The organism is Methanospirillum sp. (assembly GCF_035406105.1).
Lineage (GTDB): Archaea > Halobacteriota > Methanomicrobia > Methanomicrobiales > Methanospirillaceae > Methanospirillum.
This window is the reverse complement of record NZ_DAONKG010000032.1, coordinates 8171-17124: the sequence shown is the minus strand read 5'-3', so window position 1 is coordinate 17124 and position 8954 is coordinate 8171. Positions and strand designations below refer to the sequence as shown.

At 48.5% G+C, this 8954-nt stretch carries 8 protein-coding genes; 3 read left to right on the top strand and 5 right to left on the bottom strand.

Going from position 1 to position 8954, the window contains the following annotated elements; translation table 11 throughout:
* From PLA23_RS03230 to PLA23_RS03220, 3 genes are all read left to right on the top strand, one after another.
* A partial coding sequence (locus PLA23_RS03230; protein WP_324474003.1) for a PAS domain S-box protein occupies nt 1–570 on the top strand: 570 nt, incomplete at its 5' end.
* A 57-nt stretch (nt 571–627) separates the two neighbouring features.
* A complete protein-coding gene (locus tag PLA23_RS03225; protein ID WP_324329473.1) occupies nt 628–2922 on the top strand; it encodes a histidine kinase dimerization/phosphoacceptor domain -containing protein in 2295 nt (764 codons plus the stop codon).
* Nucleotides 2919–3980, top strand: a complete 1062-nt coding sequence (locus PLA23_RS03220) for a response regulator (protein WP_324329475.1) — start codon at nt 2919–2921, stop codon at nt 3978–3980. The genes PLA23_RS03225 and PLA23_RS03220 overlap by 4 nt, the downstream gene beginning before the upstream one ends.
* On the opposite strand, the gene PLA23_RS03215 is transcribed toward PLA23_RS03220, so the two are convergent.
* From PLA23_RS03215 to pheS, 5 genes are all read right to left on the bottom strand, one after another.
* Complete coding sequence (locus PLA23_RS03215; RefSeq protein WP_324329477.1) at nt 3962–4540, bottom strand: hypothetical protein; 579 nt, start codon at nt 4538–4540, stop codon at nt 3962–3964. The two genes, PLA23_RS03220 and PLA23_RS03215, sit on opposite strands and share 19 nt — an antisense overlap.
* 167 nt (nt 4541–4707) lie before the next feature.
* Nucleotides 4708–5088 carry a hypothetical protein gene (locus PLA23_RS03210; protein WP_324329479.1) on the bottom strand — a complete coding sequence of 127 codons (381 nt, stop codon included), beginning with the start codon at nt 5086–5088 and terminating at the stop codon, nt 4708–4710.
* Nucleotides 5085–5561: an acylphosphatase gene (locus tag PLA23_RS03205; protein WP_324329481.1), complete on the bottom strand. Its 477-nt coding sequence runs from the start codon at nt 5559–5561 to the stop codon at nt 5085–5087. Before PLA23_RS03205 ends, PLA23_RS03210 begins: the two co-directional genes overlap by 4 nt.
* Nucleotides 5562–5598: 37 nt before the next feature.
* A complete protein-coding gene (pheT, locus tag PLA23_RS03200; protein ID WP_324329483.1) occupies nt 5599–7236 on the bottom strand; it encodes a phenylalanine--tRNA ligase subunit beta in 1638 nt (545 codons plus the stop codon).
* Nucleotides 7236–8672: a phenylalanine--tRNA ligase subunit alpha gene (pheS, locus tag PLA23_RS03195; protein ID WP_324329485.1), complete on the bottom strand. Its 1437-nt coding sequence runs from the start codon at nt 8670–8672 to the stop codon at nt 7236–7238. The genes pheT and pheS overlap by 1 nt, the downstream gene beginning before the upstream one ends.
* Between the last annotated feature and the right edge of the window lie 282 nt (nt 8673–8954).

The following is an 8954-nucleotide window of genomic DNA, read 5'->3' as shown; positions in this document are numbered from 1 at the left end:
ATGATGGCCTATGAAGAGTGGACATACCGGGGAATTTTCACAGAAGATGGCAGATTGTCCGGATATCTTGCCGTTGGGCATGACATCTCCCGGGAAAAGCATCTTGAGGAACAATTACATACCTTCCACGCCAGTTTTGAAGCCCTGGTCAAACAACGGACAAAAGAGATGCGACAGGCAAACCAGGATCTGATGAAGGAGATTGCCCGAAGAGAGCGGATAGAGCGTGAACTTCTTATTATTGAAGCGGCTTTTAACCATGCATCAGACTCAATACTCCTCTTTGAACGATCCGGACGCCTCTGGAGGGCCAATGAAACCAGTTGCAGACTTCTTGGGTATACCAAAGAAGAGATCGCATCGATATCGGTCTTTGATATAAACCAGGAGATTACCCCTGTGATATGGGATGAGATGTGGGAGCAGGCAGAAGATGAACCTGGCATATCACGGGTTATCTCAACTCATGTCCGCAAAGATGGAACCATCATTCCGGTTGAAGTATCACGGACTTTTTTTACCGCAGGTCCGATGACCCTGTTCTGTTCAATAGCACGGGAGATCCGGTAATCAGGAGATTGGATCAATATGGTTAACTGACAGCATAGCTTATTTTAAAGAAACCTGATGATTCGTGTTCTTCTGGTTGATGATGAACCAGACCTCCTTGATCTCGAGCGGCGCATACTCGAACAGAAATTCGGCTTTTCAACAATAACCACTTCATCAGGGAAAGAGGCACTCGGGATCATTCAGAGTCAGTCTGTTGATGCGATCATCTCTGACTATTCCATGCCGCTGATGGATGGTATCACGCTTCTCAGAAAGGTTCGGGAAATTGATAATGCCCTTCCCTTTATCCTCTTTACCATCAAGGAGAAGGAGGATATCGCCATTGAAGCGATGAATTCAGGAGCGAATTTTTATGTGCAGAAAGAAAAACTGCCCCAGGTTGTATTTGCAGAGCTGGCACATAACGTCACAAAAGCGGTTGAACTCTACCGGGCTGAGAGGAACCTGAAGATACAACGCGATCTGGCACTTGCAAATGCCAATGCAAAAAGCCTTGAAGAGACCCTTCTTATCTGCACCCGGGCCATTCTTGATGTCTCCGGGATGGAGGGGGTGGCAATCTACCTCTTTGAAGAGAAAAAACTCAATCTTGCAATGGTTAGCGGATCGTCTGATCATTACACCAGTGATTCTGTCCAGTTCCAACTCGGGCAGATGCTTTATTCGGTTATGCATCAGAAAACTCCGGTGTTCAGGGACGAAGAGGATATCAGGGCAGTCACTCCGGTTCTGGTTGAAAGCGGGGGGATCCGCTCAGATGCCTGTATCACCATGACCCATCATGGCAGGACCGTCGGGGTTGTTCACATTTTTACCTCCGCAAGCCTCACTGCCTATGACCTCTCACAGCAGCGGTTTATCAATGATATTATCGTCCAGGTCTCTGCACACCTGTCAAACCGGCTTGCCGAAGAGGCACTGCGAACCAGTGAGAACCGGATGAAAGCCATGATCCGGAACCTTCCGGGTATGGTATACCAGGGACATATTGACGAAGAACGAACCATGGACTTTGTCAGTGAGGCAGTGTACAACCTTACCGGTTATTATCCCCGCGATATCATGCATAATGCGGTCCGCTCCTGGGGGTCATTCATTCATCCGCAGGACCGGGTCAAAATTCTTGAGGTTATCACCCGGGCGGTTCAAAAGAATGTCAGATTCAGACTGACATACCGGATTATAACCCGGGATAACCAATACCGGTGGGTCTCCGAACAGGGGACTGGTGTACTGGATGCCGAGGGGAATCCTGCCGGTATTGAGGGCATTATCATGGATATTACCAAGCAGAAAACCCTTGATGACCAGGTCAGAATGTTCCATACACGGCTGAAGACCCTCTTTATGCTGATGGCGGCAGGATGCCTCATTTTTAAAAGTGATGGCACAGTGAAAAATACCATCCTCATTGATCTCAATCGTGCTGCCGAGACGATTGAACAAAAAACGAAGAATGAACTGATCGGAACATCATTTCAGCAATTATTCAAGACAGCTGACCCTGATTTGGAGAAAGCACTTGCCGGAATGCTGGAGGATAAGAAATCGCGGACTCTGCAGAAGTGTGCAATCACATATCCCTATGGAATACGATATTTTGATATCTTTCTCAGCAGTTCGCCAGTCGGATATGAACGTACCGATCTTGAGATCTTTCTTATCTACAATGATGTAACAAACCGGGTCCTGACAGATCAGCAGATCATCACCTCACTGCATGAGAAGGAACTCCTGCTTAAGGAAGTTCATCACCGGGTGAAGAATAATCTGCAGATCATTTCAGGAATTTTAAAACTTCAGTCCATGAGAATTCAGGACCCCCGGGCACAGGAGATTATTCAGGAGTGCCGGAATCAGGTCTATAGCATGGCATCCATCCATGAACTCTTATATAACTCAAAAGATCTTGGTAAGATCCAAGTAGAAGAGTATATAAACAAACTGGTTGATCATTTTAAACAGGAATATGAAGGAATATCTGCACGGCTGAACCTCCGGGTGATGGTGGATCCCGACATTTTCCTGGACATTGAGCGATGCATACCGTGTGGACTTATCCTGAATGAGCTGATTATGAATGCCGTCAAGTATGCATTTAAACCCGAAGCGGAAGGTGAGATACGGATTTCATTCACACAGGATGCGTCATCATACCGGATGCAGGTTTCAGATGACGGGAAGGGTCTGCCAAAGGATTTTGATATCAGAAAAAGCCAGTCCCTCGGAATGGAACTGACATCCCAGCTCACCCACCAGTTGCGGGGCAGACTTGAGATAACAAGCGAGAAAGGGACAACATTTACCATAATATTCCCGAAGACAGAAGAGAACAGGATGAAAGTATGACTCAACGACGAATTCTTATCGTCGAAGATGAGGCGGTTACCTCGGTGATGCTGGAAAAAACACTCAAGGAACTGGGGTACGAAGTAGTCGGGAGCGCATTTGACGGGAGGGAGGCTATTGAGCTTGCCAGGGAGAAACGTCCGGACCTTATCCTCATGGATATCCGTATTCAGGGAGATATGGATGGAATAGAGACTGCAAAACAGATTTATCAGCAGTATAATATTCCCAGTATTTACCTGACCGCTCACTCGGATGAAGATACCATCAAACGAGCGGTTGAGTCAGGACCGTTCGGATACCTTATCAAGCCCTTCAAAGAGCGGGAATTGTACAGTAACATCGAGATGGTGGCGCACAAGCATAAACTCTACCGTACCACTGCTGCACGAAGTGAGCCTGAAGAACCGCAACAGGTTCCAGAGCGTCGGGCAGAAGAGAAAAGCCCGTCACCTGCTTCTATGCCTCCACCTTCATCCCAGCGGCCACCGGATTTACGCCTGGGAATTCTTGCCGTGCAGGCAATACCCCATCCCATCATGCTCCTGTCCACGAACGGTTCAATAGCATTTACAAATACGGCGTTTCGGAATTTTTACCGGATGGTTTCAGGGTCATATGATTCTGCCGCAGCAAGTATTGAAGACCTGCCTGAACTCTGTAAAAAAATTTGGATCTCTGGAAAAAACCGGTTTAAGGAGGGGAAAGGATTTTCTATTACCGGGCCAATTCAGGTGAAGGGGACATCCCGCCGGTACCGGGTTGACATGCTCCCGATTGTTGAAAAAGGGGTGCTTCACTTTATTGCTGCTATCATTCTCCCTGGCGAGACTGGCACCGGAACCGGTCCGGGTCTTTCAGATTCATCTGGGAATCTCCTTGAAGAAGTGATCGATGAGGTCAAGGAGATCAGATTCCTTGCATCCTCTGAGGAAACGTACCGGCTTCATCAGATTGCAACCAGAGCAGACAATGTTCTCAAAAACCTTGGGGAGATTAAGAACATCTCATACCCGGGACAAAACGATCGAAAAGGTGCTCAGATACTGACCGGATAGTCATTGAGTATCTGTGCCGGCAGTCGCATCCTGATGTGCCATGAGGACTGGGGATAGTGTTCCTCGAGGATAAGTAGTGAACACCTATCCATTTTTCCAAACTGTTCACGATCAAACCTGGTCTCAGCCGATTTATAAAAGGTCATGATTTTTTTGACCGCATCAGTTGTATCTTCTCCAATGATGATCTTTCCCAGTTTGTCTCCTATCTCAAACGGTATGGATATCTCATACTCATCCATCCAGAGAACGCATTTATCTACTTCAAAGAACTCTTTTCCGATGATGATATAATGAAATTCGATGTCAAGTTCAGGCTCATTCCGACCGGTACGGGCGAGCATATTGTATAAAAAATCAAGAAGGACGCGTTTATTTGAGAGGAGATCTGAAGAGACCGCCTCTTTTGCAAGACGGCGGGCCATGTCAGGAATAATGGTTTCCCGCTCCACCATCATAAGAAACTGCTCCTGTGACCTGATTGTATTGGCCATAACTTTGAGTGTCAGGAATTGCTCCCGAAATGGTGTCCCAACGCTCCGCCCCATGTTTACTGCCATACTACAGAAATTCTTCTTTCATCATGAAAGATATTCGTATTGGATCATAAAACAGGGTATATATTATTAAGGCTGATATATAGCAGCATATAGTTTATTCTATAAGGATCTGTCCGGGATACGTATACAGAGGAACGTATCAGAAAAAAGGGGATACTGTGGATAGTTCAGGACATATCCATCTCATCAAGAAAGGGGAGCAACCCGATGATTCGCGGGATGGCTGCTTCTTTGGACATTTCAACCCTGACAATGGTTATTCCGAGAGGGATTGATTGTAATGCATTATCAAAGGCAGGATTCATCTCACGTTGGATCTCGAGAAAGAGGGGGAGGGGGATGAAGGGGCGTTCATGCTCTGCAAATTTCCCATACTCTGCACAATCCTTCTCATAGGTTGAATGGTATGCAAGATCCGGTTCAAAATACAGGATGATTTCACAGGGTTCCCTGACACATATCTGCTCAAGGGCTCTGATATCGGCAACCATACCTGGAGTAAGACCTGAACAGACGACCGGGAACGCATATTTTTGTTCCGCCATCATCCGACTCCCTGGGTATGGATGGCTTCGATAACCCGTTCCAGGACTTCACGGCGCTTTTTCGATTCCTTTTTCATGTCACGAAGGGCACTGACCATCTCTTCCTGCATCTTCAGACTTCGTTTCTGCAGTTTGATCATCTCCTTCAGATACTCAAGCCCCAGCTCTGACCGGTAAAACATCTCTTTTTGAAAATCACCAAAATGAGGCTCGAAGTGGGTAAATGTTCCTTCGCTTTCTGATTCAGTAAACGACAGCGAATCAACCCGGATGAGTGGTTCATCTTCTGCTTTGAGATCCTCACAAAACCGGGCAAGTCCTTCCTCCTCACCTTCCGCAATAATCCTGACCGAACCGTCAGGAAGATTCTCTGCATACCCGAGAACTCCGTAACGGTTTGCGATCAGTCGTGCAAATCCCCTGAAACCGACCCGTTGCACCCGGCCGGTTACCAGAATTGTGTATCGTTTCTGCATAGGCTGTGATTGTCCTATGCTGAGACGGGAAACGGGTTTAAGATTTCGTTTCCTGATCCATCGGAAAGAGCAGATGGAGATCGATCTCAATCCCGGCAACCGGCTGATCAATATCAAAATTATTAAGCACACCCGGATGAATTTCCCCAAATATGCCTACCTTTCTCCCGTCAACCATCATGTCAACGGCTCTTCCGGGAATAAAGGCAGGATCAGAACTTTCAGCCGGGATATAGGAAACTCCAAGCTCTCTCATCAGGGCATCAGCGGTAGCATACGCCTCAGAAAAGTCAGCCCCCGGATGGGTTGACGCCAGGGCGAGTTTTTGATATGTCTTACACGAAGAGACAACGTCTCCGGTATGGAAGATCCGCTGCGGCAGTTCACGCCGTTTGTTCATCCTGAGCAGATCAAGGAGCAGCGGCAGAAGATCGGTTCTGACCAGTGTTTGCTCCTCAGATATCGGATGCAACACCCAAAGCGCTTCTGGATCAGGCTCCCGCTGCATCCGGGCATACATAACGTCCTCATTGGACAGGGTAAACGGCATGACCTCCAAATACCCAAGCCCGGTGCAGATATCACGGAGTAATGAGGCCAGGGCGATGATCGGATGTTCACATCCGGTTGCAAACGTTGCAGGAAGTTCTGCTTTAAGATGCGCAAAGCCTGCACCGATAGCAACATCCTCATATACATCCCACTCGTGCATGATGTCTGCCCGATAGCAGGGGACTCTGAGTGAGACGGTGTTTTCATCCGTTTTTTCTGCACCATACCGCATCTTTTGCAGAATGGATGCAATCTCTTCGGCAGAAAACGAGGTTCCAAGAAGACGGTTGCAGGATGGAACACTGATGGTACGAAGGACCGGGGAGAGATCAGGCATGCGGACACCGTTTACCAGAACACTCTCACATGTTCCTCCGGCGGTGATGAGCGTTGTACAGAGTACTTTTAGAGCAGTCATGACCGCTCGTTCATCAGTCCCGGTTACATCAAGGAGCAGGTTCTTTGATGCTTCCGTGACCCTTGTCAATTCTCCATTAATAATTGGCGGGAATGAAAGGACATTTCCGTGTGCATCCTCGATAAGTGGCATAAATGGTTTATCCCTGACAATATGAGAGTAATCACGGCCTTTCGGATGTTCCTCCATGATCTCGGCTAGTGTCATCTCACGGTCAAAATCAAGGGGAACAAAAGACCGTGAAAGGGGAGCACCATAATACCGGAACGGGGGCGTTACCTTGTCAAGGTCATGAACCCCGATGGCAACTTTCGCCCGCCCACGTCCAACAACCCAGTGCAGGGCCTCCTGCACCCCCATAAGGCTGATGATGGCTTCGTTACCAAGGCTGATGTTCCTGATGACCGCTGAACCAATATATGGCCTGATTTCTTTTAGGTTTTCATCAACTGAGAATGAGATCGATGAGGGAGTTACCGGATAAACCTCCTCACCAGTCTCAAGTCCAAGAAATCCCCGCATGGCACGGGCGACTCCTTCGGTTGAGTAGAGATCCACCCGTGACGGGAAGAACTCAACATCCACCTGATCATCAAGGATACGCTCGATATCAGATCCGATCATGGGGAGATGATCAATGATGGTCTTGCGGTCCGTTCCACACAGACGCTCAAGGTATGTATAGGGGAGGGAAACAACCGGCATCAGCACCGCCCCCCATGAACGACCGGCATACTCCTGATCCAGTCGATATCACTCTGATAAAGCTCACGAAGGTCAGTCAGACCCATTCGGAGCATGGCAACCCGTGATACACCAAGCCCCCAGGCCAGGACCGGGCAGGTAATTCCCCACGGTGCGGTGACTTCTTCCCGGAAGATACCGGCTCCTCCAAGCTCAACCCAGCCAAGATCCTCAATATATACCTCAGGTTCCACACTGGGTTCAGTGTATGGAAAGTATCCGGGCCTGAACCTGACCGATTCAAATCCCATTCTGCCATAGAACTCTTTCAGGTACCCAAGAAGGTTCCGAAAGTTTACATGCGTATCCATGACAATCCCTTCAAGTTGTTCAAACTCAGGCAGATGCGTGGGATCTATTGCTTCCCTCCGGTACACCCGGCCGATACAGAATGCTTTGACTGGTGGCTCCGGGTGTGTGGCAAGATGCTGGATGGAAAGACTGGTGGTGTGAGTCCGAAGCACGGTTGCTTTTGCCTTTTCCGGATCCCACGTTCCCCCCCATCCGGTTGACGAGGTGTCGCCTCCTGATTCATGCATATCGCGGACTTTCTCCCACCCGTCCGGGAGGTCCTGCTTTCCAGCCAGATGAAAAGTGTCCTGCATCTCCCGTGCCGGATGATCCTGTGGCTGGAACAGGGCATCAAAATTCCAGAATGCTCCCTGGATGATACTGCCATGCAGTTCGGTAAAGCCCATGTCAAGAAGAATCCGTCGCATCTCGTCGATCATCCGCTGATACGGGTGGATCTTGCCTGGCCAGATAGGACGGGGGTGCTTGGTGATGTCATATCGCCGGAGAGAGAGGTCCTTCCATGCACCTGAACTGATCTGATCGGCAGTCAGTGTCCCCGTCTCTTCAGTAAGCGAAATCCCGGCTGACGCTACCCTGCGGCCTTCATCGGTGATGCTGATCGTGTACCGGACTGACTCTTCTTCAGTGGCAAGTCCGCGTTTAAGGAGTTCCTTTTTGATATCCTCTGGGGCATCATTGGGGTTTTTCAGAGAGTTCTCAAGGGGAGACAAAGGCGCCTGCCCGGTTTTTATGACTTTTCCTGCCTCTATCTTCACCCAGCCAAGACGTTTCATCCATCCTAGTCCGATCCTGGCATGAGGGTGGTTATTCAGTTCCGTTATCGGTGCAGATTCACCAAAACTATTATAGAGCTGCCGTTCAGGCAGGCCTTCTGTCAGGTACTGCCTGCCTTCATCGGTCAGGGTCAGTGTTTTTGTAACCGAACGATCCACCCGGGCAAGGCCCTTCTGGGACAGGAGCCCTCCATACTGTATTACTGAATCAGCCGGCCGATCCAGAATTTTCCCTATCTCGTCAGGGGTGGTTGTTCCTCTTTTTTCCAGTTCGAGAAGCAGTCGTTTCTCGTTCAGGGTTAATTGCATTGTCCCTCCATAACGAGTCCTCCAACATGGAGAGAACTTCCTTTCTGAATTTTTGTTTGTGTTATATGGTGCATACCTACATCTCCTGATAACCTAAAGTAACAGTAATCATAAATTACAGGGGCCCGGAACTGTCCAGACCCCTATCTAAAGGAGAGGATTGAATTGAAAAAGAACAGTGAGAATGATCCCATCGTGCTCATGAAAGTCCGTTGTACTGTTACCGGTTATCAGTATTTAAGAGATCGGGAATGAGTGAACGATAACAGAATAACAACAGGG